The following is a 547-nucleotide window of genomic DNA, read 5'->3' on the forward strand; positions in this document are numbered from 1 at the left end:
CGGTGTTTGTCAAGATAGTTGACGCATGGACCTATGTAAACTTTAATTTATATGCAACCGCCGGTCTTGACAAATGTGCTGTGAATAAGTCACCCCGACCGACGGACATACGCCTGTGGAACATTAGCTCTGGTCGGCTTTGCTCAGTCTAGCACATTCGTCAAGACTCTTCGCTTCGCTCCGACCGCAAGCGGCGGCTGCCGGGTCGCTTAGCATCCGTTTTACGAACCGGCCCCCTCCCTCGGGAATCCGCCTGTGATCTTCTTTTATCGGATTTAGGGCCACTTTATCGCTCAAGGCCCAGTTTCGGGTTCCTCTCGCCCAACGTTCGGGGTGACGGTTCCGAGCTTCTTCGTATACCTTGCAACGCTTTTCCAGGATCTCCACGGCTCTTCCTTCATGACGTTGTCGAGGAGTAACAAATTGCAAACCGCTGTGTCGGTGCTTTTCGTTATACCAGTAGACAAACTGACTCATCCACTTCCGGGCATCTTGTAGGGTTCCAAATCCTTTATATGGGTAGTCCGGACGGTATTTGCAAGTTCTG

At 51.6% G+C, this 547-nt stretch carries 1 protein-coding gene; it reads right to left on the reverse strand.

The features are described from left to right. Positions 1-123 precede the first annotated feature (123 nt). Positions 124-547 (reverse strand): integrase core domain-containing protein (locus tag GJ688_RS20130; protein ID WP_155478176.1); only part of this gene is annotated, 424 nt, incomplete at its 5' end.

The sequence above is a fragment of the Heliobacterium mobile genome (assembly GCF_009720735.1).
Classification (GTDB): domain Bacteria; phylum Bacillota; class Desulfitobacteriia; order Heliobacteriales; family Heliobacteriaceae; genus Heliobacterium; species Heliobacterium mobile.